Genomic DNA, 25,508 nt, shown 5'->3' with positions numbered 1-25,508 from the left:
TTACTAACGGTACCTTAGAAGCAATTGATCTAGAAAGCACCAACGTAGCTGGTGCTGGTACGAACGGCTATGTCCTCACCTACGATAAACACCACGGGTGGCTTTACGTGGGTCAGCCAAGCCAGTGTTGGTGGATCTGGTGGCGTGACAGCCTTAAATGGCTTAGGTGGTGCGCTCACCATCCAAGGCAATAGCCAAATAGCGGTATCTGCTTCTAGTCCAAACATTAATCTCAGCATTACCGCAGATAGTATTGGTGATGCCCAAATTGCCAATGACAGCTTAACAGCAAGTTCCTTTAGTGTTGGTTCTAGTGAGATTGCTGCTGGAGCAGTGAATGCGTCTGAACTCGCCAGTACGACTGTGACGAGTGGTAGCTATAGTGCATCCATGTGCTACGGTAGATAGTGATGGCCGCTTAACCGCTGCCGGCTCTAGCTCCATTGCTATTAACGGTAACCAAGTTACCAGTGGCACGGTCGCTGACGCCCGTCTTAGTAGTAACGTTACCTTACAAGGCAATAGCTTTAACGGTGCCAGCCAACTGGTGCAGCTTAATGCCAGCAGCCAATTACCAGCTGTGAGTGGTATTAACCTAACCAACTTAAATGGTAGTAACATTGCTTCTGGCACGGTCGCTGACGCTCGTCTTAGCAGTAACGTGATGTTACTTAACAATACCCAAACCGTCAGTGGGGCCAAGACCTTCAGTGCAACCCTGACGAGTAGTGTCACCGGCGGTGTCGCTGCAGATTTCACTGGTGTGCCCGCCTTGTCGGCCACCTCATCACTCCTCAAGTTTGGTAGTGCAATTGCTGCCGGCAGTGCCAGCGGTACCTACATTGGTATTAACGCCAGCAGTGGTTACGCGGGCGATTACGTTAACTGGCAAACCAACGGTATTAGTAACTTCCGTGTGACTGGCGCCGGTGCTGTCACGGCTACCTCATTCAGTGGCAATGGTGCAGCCTTAAGTGCTCTTAATGGTAGCAACATAAGTAGCGGTACGGTGGCCAATGCTCGTCTGACTGGTAGTGGCCAAGTCACCGTGACGGCTGGCACTGGCTTAACAGGTGGTGGCGCGGTGGCATTGGGTGGCAGTGTCACCCTCACCAGCAGTCTCGGTACCACCATAGAGGGCAGTGAAGTTACTAACGGTACCTTAGAAGCAATTGATCTAGAAAGCACCAACGTAGCTGGTGCTGGTACGAACGGCTATGTCCTCACCTACGATAACACCACGGGTGGCTTTACGTGGGTCAGCCAAGCCAGTGTTGGTGGATCTGGTGGCGTGACAGCCTTAAATGGCTTAGGTGGTGCGCTCACCATCCAAGGCAATAGCCAAATAGCGGTATCTGCTTCTAGTCAAACATTAATCTCAGCATTACCGCAGATAGTATTGGTGATGCCCAAATTGCCAATGACAGCTTAACAGCAAGTTCCTTAGCAGTAGATAGTGTTGGTTCTAGTGAGATTGCTGCTGGAGCAGTGAATGCGTCTGAACTCGCCAGTACGACTGTGACGAGTGGTAGCTATGGCAGTGCATCCAGTGTAGCAACCTTTACGGTAGATAGTGATGGCCGCTTAACCGCTGCCGGCGCTAGCTCCATTGCTATTAACGGTAACCAAGTTACCAGTGGCACGGTCGCTGACGCCCGTCTTAGTAGTAACGTTACCTTACAAGGCAATAGCTTTAACGGTGCCAGCCAACTGGTGCAGCTTAATGCCAGCAGCCAATTACCAGCTGTGAGTGGTATTAACCTAACCAACTTAAATGGTAGTAACATTGCTTCTGGCACGGTCGCTGACGCTCGTCTTAGCAGTAACGTGATGTTACTTAACAATACCCAAACCGTCAGTGGGGCCAAGACCTTCAGTGCAACCCTGACGAGTAGTGTCACCGGCGGTGTCGCTGCAGATTTCACTGGTGTGCCCGCCTTGTCGGCCACCTCATCACTCCTCAAGTTTGGTAGTGCAATTGCTGCCGGCAGTGCCAGCGGTACCTACATTGGTATTAACGCCAGCAGTGGTTACGCGGGCGATTACGTTAACTGGCAAACCAACGGTATTAGTAACTTCCGTGTGACTGGCGCCGGTGCTGTCACGGCTACCTCATTCAGTGGCAATGGTGCAGCCTTAAGTGCTCTTAATGGTAGCAACATAAGTAGCGGTACGGTGGCCAATGCTCGTCTGACTGGTAGTGGCCAAGTCACCGTGACGGCTGGCACTGGCTTAACAGGTGGTGGCGCGGTGGCATTGGGTGGCAGTGTCACCCTCACCAGCAGTCTCGGTACCACCATAGAGGGCAGTGAAGTTACTAACGGTACCTTAGAAGCAATTGATCTAGAAAGCACCAACGTAGCTGGTGCTGGTACGAACGGCTATGTCCTCACCTACGATAACACCACGGGTGGCTTTACGTGGGTCAGCCAAGCCAGTGTTGGTGGATCTGGTGGCGTGACAGCCTTAAATGGCTTAGGTGGTGCGCTCACCATCCAAGGCAATAGCCAAATAGCGGTATCTGCTTCTAGTCCAAACATTAATCTCAGCATTACCGCAGATAGTATTGGTGATGCCCAAATTGCCAATGACAGCTTAACAGCAAGTTCCTTAGCAGTAGATAGTGTTGGTTCTAGTGAGATTGCTGCTGGAGCAGTGAATGCGTCTGAACTCGCCAGTACGACTGTGACGAGTGGTAGCTATGGCAGTGCATCCAGTGTAGCAACCTTTACGGTAGATAGTGATGGCCGCTTAACCGCTGCCGGCGCTAGCTCCATTGCTATTAACGGTAACCAAGTTACCAGTGGCACGGTCGCTGACGCCCGTCTTAGTAGTAACGTTACCTTACAAGGCAATAGCTTTAACGGTGCCAGCCAACTGGTGCAGCTTAATGCCAGCAGCCAATTACCAGCTGTGAGTGGTATTAACCTAACCAACTTAAATGGTAGTAACATTGCTTCTGGCACGGTCGCTGACGCTCGTCTTAGCAGTAACGTGATGTTACTTAACAATACCCAAACCGTCAGTGGGGCCAAGACCTTCAGTGCAACCCTGACGAGTAGTGTCACCGGCGGTGTCGCTGCAGATTTCACTGGTGTGCCCGCCTTGTCGGCCACCTCATCACTCCTCAAGTTTGGTAGTGCAATTGCTGCCGGCAGTGCCAGCGGTACCTACATTGGTATTAACGCCAGCAGTGGTTACGCGGGCGATTACGTTAACTGGCAAACCAACGGTATTAGTAACTTCCGTGTGACTGGCGCCGGTGCTGTCACGGCTACCTCATTCAGTGGCAATGGTGCAGCCTTAAGTGCTCTTAATGGTAGCAACATAAGTAGCGGTACGGTGGCCAATGCTCGTCTGACTGGTAGTGGCCAAGTCACCGTGACGGCTGGCACTGGCTTAACAGGTGGTGGCGCGGTGGCATTGGGTGGCAGTGTCACCCTCACCAGCAGTCTCGGTACCACCATAGAGGGCAGTGAAGTTACTAACGGTACCTTAGAAGCAATTGATCTAGAAAGCACCAACGTAGCTGGTGCTGGTACGAACGGCTATGTCCTCACCTACGATAACACCACGGGTGGCTTTACGTGGGTCAGCCAAGCCAGTGTTGGTGGATCTGGTGGCGTGACAGCCTTAAATGGCTTAGGTGGTGCGCTCACCATCCAAGGCAATAGCCAAATAGCGGTATCTGCTTCTAGTCCAAACATTAATCTCAGCATTACCGCAGATAGTATTGGTGATGCCCAACTCGCCTACGACACGGGCCAGAACCTCACCACCACCAGCAATGTACAGTTTGCCAACCTTACCGCCACAGGTGACCTTACCGTCCAAGGCAATACCACCATTGGTAACAACGCCAGCCTAGACCGCTTAACCGTTACCTCACAACTGCTTGGTACCAATGCACTGGTCTTCCAAGGAGCCACTGACAATGCCTACACCACCACCTTTGCGATTGCTGATCCAACCGTTAACCGTACCATCACATTCCCTAATGCCACGGGTACGGTCTGTCTCACAACTGGCAACTGTGCTGGTACTGGTGGCAATGGTGACATCCTGCAAGGTGGTAATACTTTTGGCAGTAACGTCATCATTGGGGCAGACGATGCCTTTGGCATAGAACTCCAAGCTAATGGTATTACCCGCTTTAGCATAGACAACCTTGGTGCTGGTCTGATGAACGGTGCGCTCAGTGTGGCTGGCACCTTCACGGTCAATACTGACAAGCTCGTCGTCAACACTTCGTCCGGCAACACCGCCATTGGTTCTACTGACACCAGTACGTACAAGTTGAATGTTGCTGGAACCCTAAACACATCTGGTGCCATTACAACGACTGGCAACTTTACTCAGACTGGTAGTACGACATTTACTACTGGAACAGGTACCAATACCCTCAACGGCGCAACAACACTTGCAAGCACTCTACAAGTAAACGGCAACACCACTCTGGGTGATGCGAACACAGACACGACGACCGTCAGAGGCTTAACAACACTATCTGACTCAAGCAGCACCTATCCACTTCGCTTTGGTGCAGATGTTGACCTATACCGTGGCGCAGCCAACCGCCTCGACCTTGCTACAGGAGATAGTCTAAACTTAGTAAGTGGTAACATCCAACAAAACGGTACTAATAGGCTAACCACAGCCGGTCTCTTCCAAGCAGCAGATGGTGCAGTTGGTGGGCCAGCCTATAGCTTTAGTAGCTCAACAAATATGGGCATGTACCGTATAGATGCTAGCAATCTTGGCTTTAGTGTAGCTGGGACAGAAAGGCTTAGAGTCACTACTACTGGGGCTCAGGTAACTGGTGACTTAGCTGTAACGGGTAAAATTACACAAGGTGGTTACTTAGCGCTAGATAACGACAACTTAGTCTACAATGGAGATTTTGAAACTAATACAACTGCGGGCTGGTCGGGCTTGACAGACACAACGACCGGCGGTAACTCAGGCAATTACACTTCAAGAGTAGTTAACTCTTCAACAGTATTATCTGAAGACTATATACCAGTAGACCCAACCAAAGACACACTTCAGTTTGAAGCATATGTCAAAGAAACTGTTACAGGCACTACTCCAGGTGTTATCTACGCTGGTTACATTGCCTACAATGCAGCAAAATCGGCAATAACCACTGCACCATGTGGTACGTATTGCTACTTCGCTTCAGCTAGCTATAATATTCCAAACGACGGTAATTGGCATAAACTAAATGCGACAACCAGTGGAGAAGGTACTTCTTACCCCAACTTCCCAGTGGGTACAAAATATGTTCGGGTACTATTCCTAGCTAACTACAGCTCAGCAGGTGGTGAAACAACGTTAATTGATCACGTTAGTGTTAGAAAGATAAATAATGGCCCACTTTACGTTGGCGGTGACTTTACTAGTACTAATTTGGTAGATAACAACCAAGTTTCTAAGCTTTACACAGATGGTTCAAATAACCTTAACATCCAAACCGTCGCTGGTAACGGCAATATTGTTCTAACTCCTAATGGTTCTGGGTATGTAAATATTGCAAGCAACTTATACACTGGTGGCACGCAACGGCTTAGCGCCGCTGGGGCTCTTTCTAGCATCACTGGTTACAGCCAATCCAGTGGCGCTTACGGGTTTAGTGGCGGTGGTAACTTTAGCATAGATAGTTCGGGTTTAGACGTTTCTACAACAGGCACCATTACTGGCGCAACATGGAACGGCAATGTCATAACCGACATATATATAAACGATGCCTTAACGGTCAGTTCAGCAGGCTCAGTAGACTGGACTGCACTGACAAACTATCCAGGTGCTTGTAGCGCAGGGCAGGCCATAACTCAACTTGGCGACACAATAACTTGTTCCTCATTTGCTTCATCATCAGGTAGCGGTAACTATATCCAAAACCAATATGCAAGTGCCCAAAGTTCTAGCAACTTTTGGATAAGTGGCAATGGCCGCCTAGGTGGAAGTTTAACTGTAGACACTGGCTCAGCATTCACGGGCAGTAGCAATATCTTCCAAAACGGTAGTGGCAGTGGCTTTTTCCAAGTTTATGGAATAGGTGATGGCTATGGTGGGGGCACTATGGCGGTGTTTAAAAACGACAGCATTAATAGCTCAAATAACTATATTCGCTTACAAGCAGATGCCAATGGCACACCAATTAACTTTGCAGACTTCCAATACGGTGGTTCAAACAACCTTGTTATAAACAACACTGCTGGCGGTGGAATAGCATTAAATGGGGCTAATGTCACCATTGCTCAAGATCTTACAGTGACAGGCGCTGACCTTACCCTAGGCTCAGATGTTACCATCAGTCGTGGCGCCGCTAACCGCCTAGACCTCGCTACAGGTGATAGCCTTAACTTAGTAAGTGGTAACATCCAGCAAAACGGAACTAACAGACTAACCACAGCCGGTCTATTCCAAGCAGCAGATGGTGCAGTAGGTGGCCCATCCTACAGCTTTAGTAGTGATACTAATACTGGTATGTATTTAGTCGGCGCTGATACGCTCGGCTTTAGCACCGGTGGAAATGAAAGACTTAGGGTACAGTCTGATGGCTCAGTCAACATCTTAGCAAATAACATTATCAATGCTACGAGCCCTGTTGGTGGAAATACCATGAATTTTAGAGCAGGTGAATATAATATTCTTTATAATGCTACATCACGCCCCGGCTATACTGTTACACAGCCTGGTGCCGTAAGACTATTTTCATCGTTAGCATCGTTATTTGATGGTGACACAACACCCACTACAACATCAGGTGGAGATGTGTCAGCAGTAGCACCTGCTATAGTACAAGTTGATTTTCCTGTAAGAAATACACAGACAGGAGGAGTATCTTACGGGTGGAACAGTAGGTACTGGAGACCAACTAACTTCACAATTGAGCTATATACGTCACTAGACAACATCACATATAACTGGGAAACAGTTACTAATGTCACGGGCTATAGCAAAAACTACTACTACGCTTCTAATTCTATGGGGAAGTATGTAAAAGGGTATCGCATAACCATAACAGAAGACGCTTCTAATAACGGTATTCAGATAGGAGATCTATATCTCGACTTTGGTGAAGCATCACCATATCAAGAGCTGTATGTGAGTACCAATGGAGGAACAATCTATAATGGCAGCTTAAATATCGTTTCAGGCTCATTGTTAACCAACAACACAACCCGCCTCACTAACGCCGGAGTCCTCCAAAATGTAACCTACCAAGGTAATACCATCGCTAATACTTATCTAACTGGCAGCGGTGCCCTAACTGTAACAGCTGGCAATGGTCTAACTGGCGGTGGTAGCACTGCACTTGGTGGCTCTACTACCCTTACAGTTGGTGCTGGTAGCTGTATTACTGTGGCTGCTACTAACGTTGGTGTAACTAACAACTGTGTAGATGCAACAACGCTAGATGGTCTTGACTCTACCGCCTTTGCGCCGGCTACAGGTGGCAGTGGCTATGTACAATTGCAAGGCAGTACACCAGGAACAGCCCAAACTGGTAACCTTAACATTACAGGCACTGGTAGATTCGGTGCCGTATATGTAGGTAACGGCACCACAGGTACAATAAGCCTAGGCGACGGTTCATTCTCTAAAACCAGTGGCTCTGGCTTTCTGTTTAACTCATCTGTGAATGGCGTACAAGGCATTAATACTGGTGCAGGTGCAGGAACTAATCGTATAGACAGCAGTGGCAACTTAGTTAATATAGGTACCATAAGCTCTGGTCTCATTAATGGTCAAACAATATCATCATCAGCTAACTTTACTGGCAGCTTAACCGTTACTAGTGGAGCTACGACTATAAACCAAACTGCAGATGACGCAACCTTTACTGGTTTTGTCACCAATGACAGTGGTGTTCTTAAATATCGTACGACTGCACAAGTTGCTTCAGATATTGGTGCCGTTACCAAAACTACTACAACACAAGGTGGTACTCTCGTTGCTGGTAACTGGTACCGTATAGCGACTAGCGCGGGTGGTGGGGCAGGTAGAGGTGCAGCAAAAATAGTACTGTCTAATGGTGGCGGTAGTGGAGTTCCTAACCAAATTGTCATGAATGTTGTCAAAGACTGGGGAACATCTGGCTCAATAACTATGCTCAGTCAAAATGGCACAAGTTGTTGGAGCAATGTTCGTATGGTTAATGACAGCGGTGCACCTAATGTAACTTATATAGATGCTCAGGCTGTGGCAGCTTGTCAGTCAAGCGAAGTAACCGTAACTTCTGAAGGTTCTAGTATGAACTACTTCAGCGCCACTTCTTTTACTGCGCCTGCTGGTGGCAGTGAAGTTACAATAGCTAGCCTAGACATAACTGGCAATACTTTATTTGGTATCACTGGAGCAGGTACAAACAATGCATTCCGTATACAACCAAGCGCACTACTTTCTTCTCAGAATAACTATAGCCTACTAACTACAAGCACAGGCACCATTACTGTTAGTAATGCTTCCGGCACACTAGCTGCAGCCGGTATTTTAACAGTAGCCGGCAACACCACACTGGGTGATACAGCCACCGACACCACTACAGCAAGAGGCCTAACAACATTATCTGATTCCAGCGCTACGTACCCACTACGGTTTGGCTCAGACGTTAACTTATACCGTGGTGCAGCTAACCGCCTAGACATAGCCAGCGGGGATAGCCTAAATGTTATTAGTGGTCAAATCATGACAGATGCTGGTAACCTTTCGGTACTAACTACTGCTAGTGGTGCTACCAATATAAGGGCTAGAGGCTTGCTACTAGGATCATCATACGACAGTACGCCACTACAAAACGAAATTCGTTCAACAAATAACCAAAATCTAATACTTAACTCACGCGGTACAGGTAATCTATATCTGCAAACTGCAGACACAACTAAACTAACCGTGCAAAACAACGGTAATGTAGGTATAGGTACGACTACGCCGAACACAGCACTTGATGTAAACGGCGTCACTAGTAGGTCTCAAAACAACGTAAGAACATATAAAAATGTTTATACGTATAACATTTCTGCTTCAAACCAAACTGGTACTATAGTGCTTACCGCGCCAAAAGGCTTTACTGCTACTATGTTAAGATTCACTATTAAGGGCTATGATTATTCGGGCTATGGTGCGTGGGAGGCAATAGTTAGCGGATATGCTTACACTACTCCAAGCTGGGTAAATGCTTCGGCCGAAATACGCGGTAGTGCACCATTCACTACAATTAGACTAGCTAGTAACGGTACAAATCCAGTTATCATGCTAGGCAATACTTCTACAGTTTGGCAGTACCCCAAGGTGGTTATAGAAGAAATAATAGCAGGCCATAGCAGTATAGATGGCTGGGGTGATGCATGGAGTGGGGCATTAGTAACAGACGAAACTACACCTATTAATTACACTTTAATAAATACGCCTTCCCAAAGCGGACCTTTTATCCAAAACGGTAACAGCTTTGGTACTACGGCAACTCTGGGCACTAACGATTCACAAGCACTTGTATTAGAGACAGCAAATACCGCAAGACTAACTATTACAAATGCTGGTGCTGCAACATTTAGCGGTACACTAGCTGTAACCAGCACCAGCACCTTCACGGGCCTTGGTACCTTCAACGGTGGTATAACTGTAGCTAATAACTCTAACTTTAGCCAAACCGGTAGCGGAACTTTTAGCACTGGCACCGGTGCTAATACGTTGAATGGTGCTACCAGCATCACATCAACTCTATCAGTAACTGGTAACGCCACCTTTGACACAAACACACTATTTGTAGATGCAGCTCTCAACAGAGTAGGCATAGGCACTGCTACACCTAGCCGCAAGTTAGAAGTATATGGTGGTCATGGTGATACGCAACTATTGCTTCATTCTATTGGTGATGGTGGTGCAACTAACACAGCAGATCTTATGCTGTGGGCAAGCGAACCTGGCTACACATACACTGGTGTTGGTATAGCTAACAATATGTACAACACCACTGGCTTCCCGCGCATTAACACCAACCGCGGTGGCTCAATGATTCGCTTGTTAGATAATTCAATGCGCTTTTCAACAGTTAACTCATCGGGCACCCAACTAGACGGCTTAGTCTTAGATGGTTCTGGCAACCTAACGGCTGCTGGCGTAATACAAGGTACTAGGTTCACCTCTACTATTGCAACTGGTACTTCGCCATTTACCGTATCGTCTACAACAAAAGTTACAAACCTTAATGCCGATTTGCTAGACGGTCTAGACTCAACAGCTTTTGCTCCGGCTAGTGGAAGTGGTAACTATATTCAGAACCAAAACAGTAGTGCACAAAGTTCAAGCAATTATTGGATAAGCGGTGAAGGTAAAGCGAACAATCTTGTTGTTACTGGCACTGGTGGTGTATTGCAGTTTGAAAACACAGCTACCTTGCAGGCTAAAAATTCTGGTGGAACATATGAACAGTTCTTGTGGCCAAGGTGGAGCGACAATGTAATGTATCTTAACTATGGTGCAAGTGGCTTCAACATTCGCAATAATTCTTCTACAAGCACTATGTTTATGGGTAACAACGGTAATGTCTCGGTCGGTACAACGGGGTCAAGCTATAGGCTAACTGTTAACTACACAGCGCCCGCAACCTTTACAAATGCCGCAGGCGACTTTAACCAAATGTGGCAAGCAGGTGGAACCAACATTTTGGGTGTAGCCGCAAGCACCGGCGATACCACAGCAAGACTTGTCACGAACAACGGGTATAATTTAGCCTTCCATGCCAACGGTGCAGCAACGGCACACATGACATTAACCACAGCTGGTAATTTGGGAATCGGCCGAACTAACCCACAATATTTGTTGGATGTTTCAAAGGCCAATACATCTACCGGAGCATTTAGTAGCAATGCTCAAATGGCTCTCAGGAACAGTGATGGAACTACAAATAACTGGACAGAGCTAGCGTTTCACGGCAATGGCAGTATAGCGGCGGGTATTGCTGCACAGAATATCAATCATGGCAGTGCATACGCAAACCTTTCATTCTTTACTAGAGGAGCAAGCGGCTGGAGTAACAAACTGACAATTCTTAGCGATGGCAATGTCGGTATTGGCGACACTAATCCTGCAGCTAAATTAACAGTAAATGGCAACATACTTGCTAGCTCAAACAGCTATCTCAACTTCGGCTCAACCAGTGGTTCAGCTGGTTATGGCATAAGAGACAATGCTGGTACCTTGCAGGTAAAAAATAATGCCGGCTCTTGGCAAAATATTAGCGCTGCTGTATGGACTTCGTCAGGCGGGGCGTTGAGCATGGTAAATACAACAGACCTACTAAAGGTTAATGGTGCTAATGCGTATTCCTACGCACAAAGCATTTTAGTTAACGGTGATCTAGAACAATGGAACGCAGCAAATGATGTACCAATTGGCTATGGTACATTTTGGCAACTCCGCTCAACATCTACCAGAAGTGCCACTCATTATGGCAATGTTGGTTCATATTCTGCGGCTGCCACTTTTGCGGCAAACCCGGGTGGGGGTGGTTACCAGCGGTATGATATGTTAGATTCATTTGATGTATCACCCGGCGAATTTATAGAAGTGTCCGCCTATGGTTTTTACTCAGGTACCGCCGGTGGTGTTGTACCAAATCTTTCCATTGGGATACTTTTGAACGATAGTGCAAATGACCCTATGTTCTTTGTCCCAGGAGCAGCCATATACACAGTAAAAGATTGCAACCTCACAACGAGCTGGGCAGAATGTAGAGGTACATTCCAAATACCTGCCGGCAAGTTAAAAGGCAGAATAGTTATTAGTACAGGCCAGGGTGATGCCGCTGGTGCGATAACTGCTTATGTAGACAAAATACAAGCACAAAAACGCTCGTTTGCCGTTACAAGTACTGGTGTGGGTATCAATGCTGGTAAGGATATCTTTTTTGGAAGAGAAGAATTGTTTGGTGGGGTAGATACGGGTGGTTCTGATTATGGGTATATACATTGGGATAACGATAATAATGCTTATAACTACTGGGGTGATAGTACAGAAAACGGCGCATTGATCATTGGGGTCCAGAATGATGGTAACAATGTAAATAGTGATGTACTCGTACAGTATTCACCAGCTGCAGTCATAACTCATAGTCGCGAGCAGATTTGGCAAGATGGCGCGTCAATTACTAACAAGTATGCCAATATATATAATGGTGGCTTTTGGAGTAATGGTAGCATTACAGCTGATAGTGCTGTCTATGCATCTAACTGGTTTAGGTCTTATGGACAGACAGGATGGTATAACGAGAATTATGGTGCGGGCATATACTCTATCGAAAGTAATGTTGTTCGAACATATCAAAACAATAGTTTTAGAGTGTATGGTAACTATAATTACATGCAACTTTGGACTAATACTGGTACTAATGCTGCATATATAGGAGTAAATAATTCTACTTCGGCACTAGCTCTAAACCCCGGTGCTCAATGGGCGACAATTGGTGACCCAGGTCAACGAATGAGCCTGAGTCTTTATACCCAAACTTCAAATTGTACTATACATGGTTCTCTATCATGCACATCAGATGAAAGGCTGAAATATATAGATAGTTCAGCAACAGGCAATCTTGCTAAGATAATGCAACTACAGCCCACTTACTATAGATACAAGTCAGATCCTGGTACCCAAAAACTCGGGCTAATAGCTCAGAATGTCCAAACGGTTTTACCTGAATTTGTGAGCGTAGATAGTCAAGGTTATCTGCTACTAGATACCGCAGGCCTCGTCACACCTCTCATCGGCGCCGTTCAAGAACAACAAGCCATGATAACCGATGCTCAAAATCGCCTTACCGCGCTTGAAAACTCCATTCAACCGGCCTCTAACAACATTCTAGACCTCACTAACGGTGGCACAATACAAGGTAGCCTAAATATAGTAGGTAGCCTAAATGTCACCGGCCCAGTAACCATGAAGAGCCTAACTGTAACAGACAATGTAGTAATAGCTGGTAACCTAACAGTAGAGAACATCACCGTCGCTAACATCACCGTAAACGGTAAAATTATCACTGCTGGTAATACACCTACGGTCAGCACAGGCGTAGCAGCTGGCACAGAAGACGTACTGAACAATATCGCAGCCCCCGTAGTAACTGTTAGTGGTAACGATACATCCGGCACTATTACAGTGGTTGCCGGCGCAAACACAACCGCAGACGAACTCGCAAAAGTTACCTTTAATACTGCCTTTACCAATAAACCACGCGTAGTATTTAGCCCAGCTAACCGCGATAGTGCCAAAGTAGGCGCATATTACGACGGCTCTACAACCACCAACACCAGCTTTAGTATTTATACAGATCAGGCACCTCAAGCCGGAAAGACGTACACCTTTACGTACTTTATTGTGGAATAAACATGAATAATAACAGTAATATCACCAGTAAAAACAAAGACAACAAAGCTAAACAGTGCGGTATGCATATTGCGCGCACTATAAAATACTATCTACAAACTACTATCTACTACATTGGTGGGCATAGCCCACCATGATGCTAAGGTGTCTGTGTACCATCGCAGATACATAAAAACAACCTTAGCCAAAAACAAACACTTTAAAAATAACACCAACACAAAAAACTACACCAACCCTATGGTACATACATCAATAAAGCTGCGGAACTTTAAAGAAAGTAGTACCAACAAAGCAGGGCATAAAAAACCAAAATAAATATCTATAAAAAAGTGAGCCGGGCGTAGTGCACCCAAATAGTGCATCATCGCTTGTTCTCTACAAAACGCGAATACTATTCGCCAGCTAAAACAAAACAAAAACCAACACAAGCAGGGCAGGCACACTGCGGAGTTGCCTAAACCCATACAAACCAAAAATAAAATAAGTATAGCCCACAGTTTAAACAACTATGGGCTATACTTTTACACCCAATCTACCCCAACAAAAAAACAAACAAATCCACCCCCCAAACCCCCCTAAACCCCTCAAAACCTTTGCTATCGGGTTGGACCCGATAGCAAGTGGCCTACCACACAGCGGCGTACACCTTCACAACATGCTATCGGGTTGGACCCGATAGCAGAAAGGGGGTGGGTGTGGTAGGATGGTGGTATGCCGGGAAGAAACCTTATTAAGCAGTACGCAGCCGAGAGTTACTATCATTTTTATAACAGGGGTGTAAATAAAAATCGTATATTTAGGGATCAAGAAGACTTTATTGTTTTCTTAGCGCTATTAAAGCGGTATCTTGGTATAAAAAAAGTGAAGAAGGCAAATAGAACGAACCACCCAAATTTTTATAACGAAGTTGATCTACTGGCTTATTGCTTAATGAGCAACCACTTTCATTTGTTCATTTACCAAAAAGAAGACCCCACAGCAATTACAAATTTTATGCGGAGTTTGGCCACAGCGTACGGCATGTACTTTAACAAAAAATACAAACGGGTCGGGCCAGTGTTTCAGCAGAGGTATCGTGCAGTAAGAATTACTGATGATGCGCAGCTACTACACATCAGCCGTTACATTCATTTAAACCCAGATAACTATAATACCTACGAATGGTCTAGCTTGCCATATTATTTGGGCAATAAAACTGCAGACTGGGTTAAGTCAAATAAGATTTTAGAACTATTTGATGATGTTAATTATGCCGATTTTGTAGCAGATTATAAGGCGTATCATGATGATCTTAACGTGATCAAGCAATTTATAGCCAATACACCGTAATTGGGGCTATTGGGTGCTATAATTAGACTTACGCTTATGCTAAGAGTACAAAACAAAAAACAGGTGGCCAAGCGGCTGGCAATTGCAGTCGTTTTGATTGTATTTGGCATGGTGTCTGGGGGCGTCTTAACTGTAGTAATTTATAAGAATTCACTAAACACCAAACAGGAACGCTATAATTTGCTAGCAGATCGTATCCTTAGCACTAATGGCAATGAACGAATCGTGAATTTTACAGATTTAAGGCAAAAGTTAACAGATTACACAGATGCGAACTTACAAAACATTGACTACAGCATTTATTATGAGTATTTACCTACCGGAACATCTGTTGGGCTTAACGAAACACACACCTTAATTGGCGCATCATTGCTTAAAGTGCCTTTTGCCATGCAATACTACCATGCGCTAGAAGAAGGTACGCTGAAAAAAGACGATATTATTACTTTAACGCAAGCAAATCTAGACAGTACGTACGGTAGTTTATATAAAAAGGGCAGTGGCTACAAACTGACATTAGACGATCTAGTAACAACAATGTTACGAGATTCAGACAACACAGCCTTGCGGGCACTAGCAGATGTATTATCACAAAAAGTAGGCTTACAAACAATTGATCAAGTATTTAATTTTGTTGATTTATCTTATGCTAGCGATAAAGAAGGCTCAACTTTAATTGGTGCAGAGGCGTATTCTTCTATCTTAAAATGCTTATATTTTGCATGCTATATATCTAAAGAACATTCCCAAGAAATGTTGTATACACTTACAAATACAACATTTAATGACAGGCTAAAACGGTACATACCGCAAGATACAATGCCCACTATAGCCCATAAAATTGGGAGTTTTGAGCAAAGTACTCAAAGTGATTGTGGCATATTTTACGTACCAACACGCCCGTACTTACTGTGTGTAATGATTAATGGTAGTGATGAATTCGCCAGCCAACACATAGGTAAAATTTCAGTTATTGTGTATGAACATATGACACAAAACCTTGAGTAACATGTAATCAATTTTGTAAGATAATTAAAATATACCTGTGGAAAACTCTACGTGGTATAATTATAATGTTGTAAATAATATTACAATTAATTTTGCTATCTAACTATAAGATTTTATATATTAAAGCTGTTACGATGTTGTATACACAACATATTGTACACATTATTTACACATTTTTGGGTGTATTCACATGTTCTATTTTTGTATACAAAATGGCTTGCTTGCTGCGGCTAATCATATATACTAAAACCTGTAAACCAAAACAGCGGTATACACACACAAACACTAAAAAAACAAAAAAACCAAAAAACCAACATGCTGCGCAAATGGCGTTATTGGCTAAAAGGCCGCAACGTCGCACCTACCAACAGATATCTTAGGCACAGATCCCACATAAGCGGGCCTGTGTTTTTTGTTTTTTATAGACTTACAAAATTATGTACATACGTACTACATCCTGGTAGTACCAATTCCCACTCAACCCGTATATTCCATCGCACCATTACTGCCAGCTCTCTTTTGTTCACCCTCACTCTCAGCCTCCTTACCGCTATATATCTATATACGCCCGCCTTCACACCCAACGCGTTAGCAGCCGCCAACACCACCATTAACTTCCAAGCCCGTATCCTCACCAACACCGGCGCCCTGGTGCCTGATGGCTACTACAACGTCCAGTTTAAACTGTACGATGCAGCCTCTGGTGGCACACTGCTCTGGACAGACACTCGCTACGACACCAATGGCGCCGCACCTGGCAACGACTACCGTGTCCAGGTCAAGAACGGCTACCTGACTGTCAGCCTGGCAGATACCACGGCTGGTGGTACAGCCTTTCCTGGCACCATAGACTGGAGCCAAGAACTCTGGCTCAGCATGAACATCGGCGGTCCTACTCAAACCGCCACCCCACCATGGAATGGTGAGATGAACCCTCGCATCAAGGTAACGGCTGTACCATACGCCTTTGCTGCCCAACAAGCCCAAACCCTCAAAGGAGCCACGGGCTCCTTTACAGCTGACCAACTGGCCCAACTGGCACCTAGTGCCACCCAAACTGTCAACTCAGCCAACACGGCACTGCGGATCAACCAAACTGGTACTGGTAGCTTACTCCAGCTTCAGTCTGGTGGTAACGACCGACTACTGCTAGCAGCTAACGGTAACCTAACCGTAGCTGGTACTGGTGTCTTCCAAGGCGCCAGTGTCAGTATTGGTACTACTACTCAAGCTGGTGTTCTCACTCTTAGTGACGGTAGCAGTAATACCACCACCATCCAGTCAGCGGCCATTAGCTCTAACCTGACTTTCACCCTCCCAGCTACTAACGGCACTAGCGGTGACTGTCTAGTCACTAACGGCACTGGTGTTCTTAGCTTCAGCAGTACCTGTGGAGCAGGTGGTAGTGGTAGTGCTCCTAACAATGCTCAGTATCTCACCCTAGCTTATGACTCTGGTCTATCTAACGAACGCTTGCTCAGTGCTGGCACTAACATCAGCGTCGCTGACACAGGTGCCAACGGCACCTTGACCATCAATGTCGCTAACTCTCCAACCTTTAGCGGTACTCTAACTGTCCAAGGAGCTTCCGTTAGTGTCGGTACTACCAGCCAAGCTGGTAGCTTAGTCCTAAGCGACGGTAGCTCTAACACGACCACTCTCCAGTCAGCTGCTATTGCTAGTAACCTAACCTTCAAACTACCTAGTGGCTACGGCGGTAGTGGTGACTGTATTGTTGGTGACGCTAGTGGTAACCTAAGCTTCAGCAGTACTTGTGGTACAGGTGGTAGTGGTAGCGCTCCAATTGCTGCTAGCTACATTACCGTAGGTTTAGACGGTACCCTAACTAACGAACGAGTTCTAACCGCCGGCTCTAACATCAGCATCACTGATGGTGGGGCTAATGGGAGTTTGACGGTTAATGTGGTTAACAACCCAAGCTTCACTGGCGGAGCTACCATCCGCGGTCTAACCGTAGACACAGCTACAGCTACAGATGATCTATTAGTACTCAGTGTCACAACTGGTGGAGCCGGTCGCTTTACCGGTACTATTACCAGCGCCGATTTAACTGCTAACAGAACCTACACTCTACCTAATGCTACCGGTACTATTCTAACTACTGGTAACTTAAGCGCTATTACCGCTACTGGCACTATTACTAGTGGTACTTGGCAGGGTAGTGTCATCACAGATACATATATTAACGACACCCTAACTATTGGTTCTGGCAGTACAGTTGACTGGACTGCTCTAAACAATTACCCAGCTGCCTGTAGTGCTGGTAACGCTATTACTGCTCTAGGAGATACCATTACTTGTACCGCATTTGCAGCTAGCTCTGGTTCGGCCAACTATATCCAAGCTCAAGGTACTACACCAGGTACAGCCCAGAACACTAACTTTAATATTGGTACTGGTACTGGTATTGCTGCCACTCTTAATGCTACAACTAGCATTCTATTAAATGGCGCCAACATTAATACTGGCGGCACACTAAGTAATGTTGCTTACAAAGACCAAGCTAACAGCTTTAGTGCTGCTAACACCTTCACTGCAGCTAATGCTCTAACCCTTGGTACAACTGGTTCTAATAATGGTGGAGTTGTCTTTAGAAGTTCCGGTGCTGGTTCTAGCACTATTACTCTTCAAGCTTTAACCACACTAGGTGCTACTGCTCGAACTATTACTCTACCTGACGGTTCTGGTACGGTAGCTGTCAGTGCTAGTGGAGCATTGTCACTTAGTGCTACGACTGGTGCTCTAACTATTGCCGATGCCGCAGCTAATGGCACTACCAAGGTGCTGCTACCTTTACAGCCGCCGACTTTAACGATGCCGCCGGCGTTATATCCCTTGATTACGCTAACGGCCAAGCAGCTAGTGGTTCAACTAAAGGTTTCTTAACTGCCGCCGATTGGACAACCTTTAATGGCAAGCTAGCGGCTGAAGCAGATACCCTCAAAGTGTTACTACTCGTGGTGCTACAACTACCACAGCTAGCTCCTTCACTGGCGGAGCTACCATTCGTGGTCTAACTGTAGATAATGCTACGGCAACCGATGATCGTATTCTTATTACTTCAGCCGCTCTTGGTACTGGTGCTCGTTTTGACGGTACGATAACCAACGCCAACCTAACCGCTGCTAGAACTTACACTCTACAAGATAACTCTGGTATTATTCCGTTATCTACAGCTGGTAACAGCTTATTCTTTACTACTAGTGGCGCTACCAGCTTAACGCTTCCAACAACTGGCACTGTCTGTACCACCGCCACTTGTCTAACCTCATTCTCTGAAGCAGATACCCTAGCAACTGTCACAGCTCGTGGTGCGAGCACTGCAACTGCTTCAACTTTTAGTGGCGGCCTAAGTGCAACCGGAGCAGGTACGGGCCTTAGTGTTACCAACAATGCTACTGTTGGTGGTGGATTAACTGTTGGGCCGGGCAGTGGTGAAGCGGCCGCTGTAATAACTGGCGGTAGCACAGGTTCTCAGAGATTATCATTTAGCTATGGTGCTACTACCAACTGGTCAATAGGTGCTATTGGCGGAGGTGCTAACCCAGCATTTCAAGTCCAGCGATACAATGGTGGTACTTATGTAGATGCTCCAATTGAAGTTCTGAATACTACGGGAGATGTTCTATTGGCTGGTGGCAATAGTTCTACAGGCTGTACAATCACTAATTCTAGTGGTAACTTTGCTTGTTCTGGTTCATTAACCTTTGGTGCAGACACTACCCTAAGCCGTGGTGCAGCCAACCGCCTAGACCTTGCATCTGGTGATAGTCTTAACCTAGTAAGTGGTAACATCCAACAAAACGGTACTAATAGGCTAACTACAGCCGGTCTTTTCCAAGCAGCAGATGGTGCAGTCGGTGGCCCAAGCTACAGCTTTAGTAGCTCTACCAACATGGGTATGTACCGTATAGATGCCAACAACCTCGGCTTTAGTGTTGGTGGCACAGAACGATTTAGGGTCAGTAGTACAGGCGCTCAGGTAACTGGTGACTTAGCCGTAACGGGTAAAATCACTCAAGGCGGCTACTTAGTGCCAGATAACGATAATCTTTTATATAATGGTGACTTTGAAACAAATACTACCGCAGGATGGTCAGGGATTACTGGCATTGTTACCGGAGCTAACTCTGGTAACTATACAGCTCAGTCGGTTAATGCTGGCACTATTGAGTCAGATGACTATATACCGGTTGACCCAACTAAAGACACTCTGCAACTAGAAGGCTATTTCAAAGAAACAGTTACTGGCTCAACCCCAGGAACATTATACTTTGGATATAAAGCATATAACGCATCGAAAGTAGCTATTCTGACCGCGCCTTGTGGTAGTTGGTGTTATTTTGCTGCCTCTGCCTATAATATTCCTAACGATGGCAACTGGCATAAATTTAATGCAACCACCAGTGGAGAGGAACGGTATTCCCCAACTTCCCAGTTGGCACCAAATATGTAAGGGTTATCATTTTAACAAACTATGCTTCGGTAGGTGGTGAAACCACTCTAATTGATCATATAAGTCTTAAGAAGATAAATAACGGCCCACTCTATGTCGGTGGTGATTTTACTTCTACTAACCAGGTTAATAACAACCAACTCTCCAAACTTTACACAGACGGTTCTAATAATCTTAATGTGCAAACTACTGCGGGTAACGGTAACATTGTTCTAACTCCAAATGGTACGGGTAATGTTAATGTATCTAGTGGCAACCTCAAGTAGGAGCCACAACTGTCATTAGCTCAGGTAGAGCTATCCAGAACGCTACCGCTATTACTAGCTCTGGTACTATTACCTTTAGTGGTCTTAGTACAGCCGGTATTGTCACCAATACCGCAGCTGGTGTACTTGGTACTGTAGCTAGTGTCCCAGTCGCTAACGGTGGTACTGGCTCGTCTACCGCCGCTGGTGCTCGAACTAACCTGGGGGCTACTACAGTCGGTGGTAACCTATTTACTCTTACTAACCCAAGCGCCATTACATTCCTAAGAGTTAATGCCGACAACACTGTCTCAGCTCTAGATGCTGCTAGCTTCAGAACCGCTATTGGAGCAGGTACTAGCAGTACTACTGGTACAGTTACTAGCGTATCTGGTAGTGGTGGCACCACTGGCTTAACCCTAGGTGGTGGCCCGATAACTACTAGTGGTACCTTAACTCTAGGTGGTACCTTAGCCGTCGCTAATGGCGGTACCGGCGCTACTACTGCTCAAGGCGCCATTAACGCCATATCTGGTCTAACTACTAATGGTGATCTGCTGTACTCTAACGGTACTAACTCTACTCGACTAGCTCGAGGTACTAATGGTCAGTGTCTAACTAGTAATGCGACTACGCTTATATGGGGCAGTTGTGGTCTAGCTAGTGAAGCAGATACCCTTGCTACCGTAACTGGTAGAGGAGCTAGCACTGCTACAGCTTCTACCTTCAGTGGTGGCTTAAGCGCTACAGGTGCTGGCACCGGCCTTAGTGTTACTAACAACGCAACCATCGGCGGAACACTCGGAGTAACCGGTACAACTACACTAGGTGTACTCAACTCTGGTGCTATTACAACCACAGGCAACTTCTCCCAAACTGGTGCCACCACCTTCTCAACAGGTACTGGTGCTAACACTCTAAATGGTGCCACCACCTTCAATAGCTCAGTTACTGTATCCGGTGCAAACACATTAGCTCTTGGCACAGGTGCTTTCACTACATCAGGTAACTTCACTCAATCTGGTGCTACCACCTTCTCAACAGGTACTGGTGCTAACACTCTAAATGGTGCCACAACTCTAAGTAGCACTCTAGCCGTAACTGGCACATCAACTCTAACCGGAGCACTAACTAAACAACACCGCATATGTGCGGAACCTAACAACCGGGACTGCCACTGCTACAGACGACCAGCTTATATTGTCCGTTACAGCAGGTGGTGCAGCTAGATTCAACGGAACTATTACTAGTGCCGATCAACCGCTAACCAGACATGGACTCTACCTAACTCTAGTGGCACTCTTTGTACTACTGCAACCTGTCTAACCTCATTCACAGAAGCAGATACCCTAGCTACCGTTACTGGTAGAGGAGCCAGCACTGCTACAGCTTCTACCTTTAGTGGTGGACTAAGTGCTACAGGTGTCGGTACCAGCCTTGCCATTACAAACAATGCCACTATTGGCGGCAGTCTAACATTTGGTGGAGACACTGCCTTAAGCCGTGGCGCCGCTAACCGCTTAGACTTAGCAACTGGCGATAGCCTAAATCTAGTAAGTGGTAACTTACAAGTAGGAGCCACAACTGTCATCAGTTCAGGTAGAGCTATCCAAAACGCTACCGCTATTACTAGCTCTGGTACCATTACATTTAGTAGCTTAAACACTGCAGGTTTACTACAAACTAATGGTTCTGGTGTGCTTAGCACTGGAGCAGTAGACAGAAACAGTGCTACTTACTTCAATACAACCCTAAGTGTCTCCAACGGTGGTACTGGTCTTAGTAGCTACACCACAGGTGACTTACTCTATGCATCAGGTGCTACAACCATAAGCAAACTAGCAGCTGTCGCCAGTGGTTCATGCCTAATATCTAATGGGGTAGGGGCTGCACCTAGTTGGGGTAGTTGTGGAACTGGCTTTGTACAGCTCGCTCCAGCCAGCGCACAAACAGATAGTTACCAATAACAGCTCTATATTCATTAACAAAACAGGTGCAAGTGGTAACTTACTCACCTTACAAAAAGGCGCTAGCAATGTGCTAACAGTAGGTAACACTGGCGCTACAACCTTCAAAAACACAGTAGATTCAAGCACTGCCTTCAGGGTGCAGAATAGCGCTAGTAACAGTTTATTCACAATAGACACTTCTGGGTCAGCTATTTATTTAGAAAATCTGATAAGTCAGAATGTCTCTGGAGGTTCTGGTTTATATGTTGATACTGTTGCTACCAGCAACACCTTCAATCAAAATGGTTCATTATTCACTGTAACAGCTACGCCTTCTTCAGTTTCTAATGAATCTTATGCCGCAGTCGGTACTTGGGCTGGAACAACCAGTAACAACATGACAAATGCCTTACTCTATGGCGTTAATGGACAAGCAGCTAACGAGGGAACGGGTACAGTCGGTTATGTATATGGTGGACAATTTAGAGTATTCAACCAAACCACAGGCACAATTACAAACGCAACAGGTATTAATGCCCAAATAAGAAACTCTAGCACGGGAACCATTACAAACGCTATTGGCATTAGTGTAGCCAACCCACTAAACAACGGCACCATTGCCAACAATTATGGTATTTTTGTAGAGAATTTGACTACTGGCACAAACAGGTTTCCACTTTACTTGCAGGGTGCCACTAACCCCATAGTTAGCATAAATAGCAATGGAGAAAGCTTATTTAGAAACCAAGTCAACTCGCCTACCGCTTTTCAGGTGCAGAACGCAGCCGGTGTCGCAATGCTAAAGGTGGACACAGCAAACGGTAGGGTTATTATTGGCGATGACCCAACGTCAAGTGGAGCAACAGCAAGACTTTACTTTGGCGATTACGGCATTGGTACTAATGTTTGGGTAGGTGAACAGTCAACCACCGACACCGATATTCTACAGCTTCAAGGTAAGAATGGTATTTACTTAACAGTTAGCGGTTCTCCGCAAAATGTAGTTCGTGTGTACTCGGACGGCTCGGCTGTATTTCAAAACATTACAGATACGACCCAAGCATTTCAGCTTCAAAATGCTACAGGCAATGTATTATTCAATATGGATAATCAAACTGGGTCAACTGTAGGCACAGGTTATATCATTAACAATTCTATAAGAGATAACAATAATGAAATTGAAAATCCTGGTTTTGAGTCTGGTTTGGGTAATGCTAGTTCCAGTGGGTGGTGGACAACTGGTGATATAGTCAACAATAATGCTAGGTCTGGCAATAATTCATATAGCATAAGTGCGGCTGGACCTAAAGATGTGGGTACCGTTAAAAGGGTGCCTGTGCAACCTGGGCAGGTAATTTATTATGAAGGTTGGGTCAAGCGTTCTGCCGGTGGTGGCGGTACTGGTGGTTTCTATGTTGAGTTTACAGATAAAGATTTTGCCAACCCTAGCTTCACAACAGATGTCTGGACAGATCCTGGCACAAGTTACACGCTCAGAACTAACAGTGTCGTTGTTCCTGCGGGCAAGTACTTTATGAACTTTAATTTAACAAAACGAACAGGTGCAACGGGTACATGGTACTACGACGATGTCTACCTAAAAATCGCCAGTGAACAGTCCCCAAGTGTATTTAAGAATTCAGTTGACTCAACAACTGCCTTCCAAGTACAAAATGCAGCCGGCAACACATTGCTAAATGTAGACACCACCACCGCCCGGGGCTTTGTAAGTGTTGCTCTAGGTAATGCTGCTAGTACCAACGCTGTTTGTTCTAGCCTAGCAAATGGTACCGCACCAACAGCCAACACTGCCTATCAACTTCGTGACTGTAACGCAGCCCCAGCTGCTGACTACGCAGAAATGTACCCGGTCACTAGTGGTGTTGAATATGGCGACATTGTGGCCATAGGCACTGAAATGGTTAATACCTACGACGAAACAGACGGTAATGTAGACTGGAACAAAGTAAAAGGCCAGGTAACTCGCCTAGTTAAAACCAGTAGTTCGTACCAAGCTAATGTTATAGGTATTGTATCTAACAATTATGGGGACTTCACTTCGGCTGGTCATAACATAAAAGAAGAAGACAACCCAATGCCTGTCGCTCTAAACGGCCGTGTACCAGTTAAAATATCTGTTGCTTCCAGCAACATCCAACCAGGTGACTACATTACTACTTCACCAGACACTGGTAAAGCTCAAAAAGCTGAAGCTGCCGGTACCGTTATAGGTAAAGCTCTAGAAGCCTGGGATCCGCTAAGTGGTAAAACTACCGTTATGGTTTATGTAGAACAAGGCTATTACCCAGGCCCACCACTAAGTACCGTCTTACAAGGTGCCAGCCTAGACATTAGTGGCAGCGCTACTATTAATGGCAATATGTCTATTGGCGGTAGCCTGAATGTATCTGGCAACACAACCTTAACAAGCCTTACGGTTAATGGCAACGCTATCTTTAACGGCAACCTAACAGTAGAGAACATCACCGTAGCTAACATTACTATAAACGGCCACATCATAACAGCTGGTAACGCCCCAGTAGCAACAGCAGGTACAGCAGCAGGTACAGAAGACACCCTAAACAACATACCAGCCCCACAAGTAACCATAGAAGGTAACGACACCGCCGGAACCATAACTATAATTGCTGGTGCCAACACCACAGCAGGCGACTTAGCCGAAATAGCTTTTAACGCACAGTTTGATATAGCACCAAGAGCCATATTATCTGCCAAAAATGCCAACACAGCTAGCCTACAAATATTTAATAGCACGCAGCAAAACACACTAATAATACAAACACTTAATGCACCAATAACCGGCCAAACGTATACGTTTGACTACATCATTGTGCAGTAAAATAGGCTACTAAATTATTAATATGTGTGCATAAAGCTGAGTATAAAAATGGCAGAGCTATTCAAACATATGTTGCATGGTGTATAGTTTTACCAAACTTATCCACAGAAATTACAGGGGTAAAAAAAAGTGAACACTATTTTTGTGCAAAAGTGTTGCACCATAAGCATTACAGTGCAATAATGTAAGTACAAACAAAAACATTTCAAAAAGTTAAATGCAACTACTAATCTCGCAGCTGGTAGTTGCATTTT

At 45.6% G+C, this 25,508-nt stretch carries 13 protein-coding genes; 9 read left to right on the top strand and 4 right to left on the bottom strand.

Annotation, left to right across the window (positions count from 1 at the left end):
* The first annotated feature begins 69 nt into the window (after nucleotides 1–69).
* The 6 genes from H6795_02395 (at nucleotide 70) to H6795_02370 (ending at nucleotide 18,630) form a co-directional block, all read left to right on the top strand.
* Nucleotides 70–408 carry a hypothetical protein gene (locus tag H6795_02395; protein ID MCB9817371.1) on the top strand — a complete coding sequence of 113 codons (339 nt, stop codon included), beginning with the start codon at nucleotides 70–72 and terminating at the stop codon, nucleotides 406–408.
* Complete coding sequence (locus tag H6795_02390) at nucleotides 383–1,432, top strand: hypothetical protein (protein ID MCB9817370.1); 1,050 nt, start codon at nucleotides 383–385, stop codon at nucleotides 1,430–1,432. The genes H6795_02395 and H6795_02390 overlap by 26 nt, the downstream gene beginning before the upstream one ends.
* A 56-nt stretch (nucleotides 1,433–1,488) precedes the next feature.
* A complete protein-coding gene (locus tag H6795_02385; protein ID MCB9817369.1) occupies nucleotides 1,489–13,386 on the top strand; it encodes a tail fiber domain-containing protein in 11,898 nt (3,965 codons plus the stop codon).
* 711 nt (nucleotides 13,387–14,097) lie between these two features.
* Complete coding sequence (locus H6795_02380; protein ID MCB9817368.1) at nucleotides 14,098–14,715, top strand: transposase; 618 nt, start codon at nucleotides 14,098–14,100, stop codon at nucleotides 14,713–14,715.
* A gap of 36 nt (nucleotides 14,716–14,751) precedes the next feature.
* Nucleotides 14,752–15,723 carry a serine hydrolase gene (locus tag H6795_02375; protein MCB9817367.1) on the top strand — a complete coding sequence of 324 codons (972 nt, stop codon included), beginning with the start codon at nucleotides 14,752–14,754 and terminating at the stop codon, nucleotides 15,721–15,723.
* A 519-nt stretch (nucleotides 15,724–16,242) separates the two neighbouring features.
* On the top strand, nucleotides 16,243–18,630 hold the full coding sequence (locus H6795_02370; protein MCB9817366.1) for a hypothetical protein: 2,388 nt from the start codon (nucleotides 16,243–16,245) through the stop codon (nucleotides 18,628–18,630).
* A 246-nt stretch (nucleotides 18,631–18,876) separates the two neighbouring features.
* Here the strand turns inward: H6795_02370 and H6795_02365 are convergent, their stop codons facing one another.
* On the bottom strand, nucleotides 18,877–19,212 hold the full coding sequence (locus tag H6795_02365; GenBank protein MCB9817365.1) for a hypothetical protein: 336 nt from the start codon (nucleotides 19,210–19,212) through the stop codon (nucleotides 18,877–18,879).
* A 160-nt stretch (nucleotides 19,213–19,372) separates the two neighbouring features.
* Here H6795_02365 and H6795_02360 point away from each other — a divergent pair, with 160 nt between their 5' ends.
* Nucleotides 19,373–20,200: a hypothetical protein gene (locus H6795_02360; protein MCB9817364.1), complete on the top strand. Its 828-nt coding sequence runs from the start codon at nucleotides 19,373–19,375 to the stop codon at nucleotides 20,198–20,200.
* A gap of 258 nt (nucleotides 20,201–20,458) precedes the next feature.
* Here the strand turns inward: H6795_02360 and H6795_02355 are convergent, their stop codons facing one another.
* The 3 genes from H6795_02355 to H6795_02345 form a co-directional block, all read right to left on the bottom strand.
* The gene (locus H6795_02355; GenBank protein MCB9817363.1) at nucleotides 20,459–20,851 is read right to left on the bottom strand and encodes a hypothetical protein; all 393 of its coding nucleotides are present in this window, start codon (nucleotides 20,849–20,851) and stop codon (nucleotides 20,459–20,461) included.
* 201 nt (nucleotides 20,852–21,052) lie between these two features.
* Nucleotides 21,053–21,460 (bottom strand): hypothetical protein, encoded by a 408-nt coding sequence (locus tag H6795_02350; GenBank protein ID MCB9817362.1) that lies wholly within the window; start codon nucleotides 21,458–21,460, stop codon nucleotides 21,053–21,055.
* Nucleotides 21,461–21,691: 231 nt separating this feature from the next.
* Nucleotides 21,692–22,090 (bottom strand): hypothetical protein, encoded by a 399-nt coding sequence (locus tag H6795_02345; GenBank protein MCB9817361.1) that lies wholly within the window; start codon nucleotides 22,088–22,090, stop codon nucleotides 21,692–21,694.
* Between the two features lie 52 nt (nucleotides 22,091–22,142).
* Here H6795_02345 and H6795_02340 point away from each other — a divergent pair, with 52 nt between their 5' ends.
* Nucleotides 22,143–22,412: a hypothetical protein gene (locus tag H6795_02340; protein ID MCB9817360.1), complete on the top strand. Its 270-nt coding sequence runs from the start codon at nucleotides 22,143–22,145 to the stop codon at nucleotides 22,410–22,412.
* Nucleotides 22,354–25,254 (top strand): hypothetical protein, encoded by a 2,901-nt coding sequence (locus H6795_02335; protein MCB9817359.1) that lies wholly within the window; start codon nucleotides 22,354–22,356, stop codon nucleotides 25,252–25,254. Before H6795_02340 ends, H6795_02335 begins: the two co-directional genes overlap by 59 nt.
* Nucleotides 25,255–25,508: the final 254 nt, after the last annotated feature.

The organism is Candidatus Nomurabacteria bacterium, assembly GCA_020631975.1.
Lineage (GTDB): Bacteria > Patescibacteriota > Saccharimonadia > Saccharimonadales > CAIOMD01 > JACKGO01.
Note: the sequence above shows the minus strand (reverse complement) of the source record. Positions and strands in the feature narration are given on the sequence as shown.